This window comes from Gelidibacter salicanalis, from assembly GCF_016469035.1.
GTDB lineage: Bacteria > Bacteroidota > Bacteroidia > Flavobacteriales > Flavobacteriaceae > Gelidibacter > Gelidibacter salicanalis_A.
This window is the reverse complement of sequence record NZ_JAEHJZ010000505.1, coordinates 1-282: the sequence shown is the minus strand read 5'-3', so window position 1 is coordinate 282 and position 282 is coordinate 1. Positions and strand designations below refer to the sequence as shown.

The 282-nt window shown below is 35.8% G+C and carries 1 protein-coding gene; it reads left to right on the top strand.

Annotated features, from left to right (window positions below):
• Positions 1-22 precede the first annotated feature (22 nt).
• The coding region (locus JEM65_RS22720) for a hypothetical protein (RefSeq protein WP_233530825.1) at positions 23-282 on the top strand (260 nt) is incomplete at its 3' end.

Genomic DNA, 282 nt, shown 5'->3' with positions numbered 1-282 from the left:
TCAGCTGTTAAAATCGTTTACATTGGATTTTATTGTACAAGGTTCGTCAGTGATAGATTTCAAGTGGCCGATTGAAGGACATCGAACCTACTTTATCATTCAACAAGTTAGAACATATCTTAATTCAGTGTTTGTTAAAATGAATGTAGGTCATGATCTAATGATTTCACTAAAAATCCCAGCCACAAGCCTCCCTGTCAAGATTCGAATGAATTCATGTTTAATTCAAGCACTAGGTCTTCCTTCTGAAAATAAAGAACATCACACGTGGGAAATACAGCC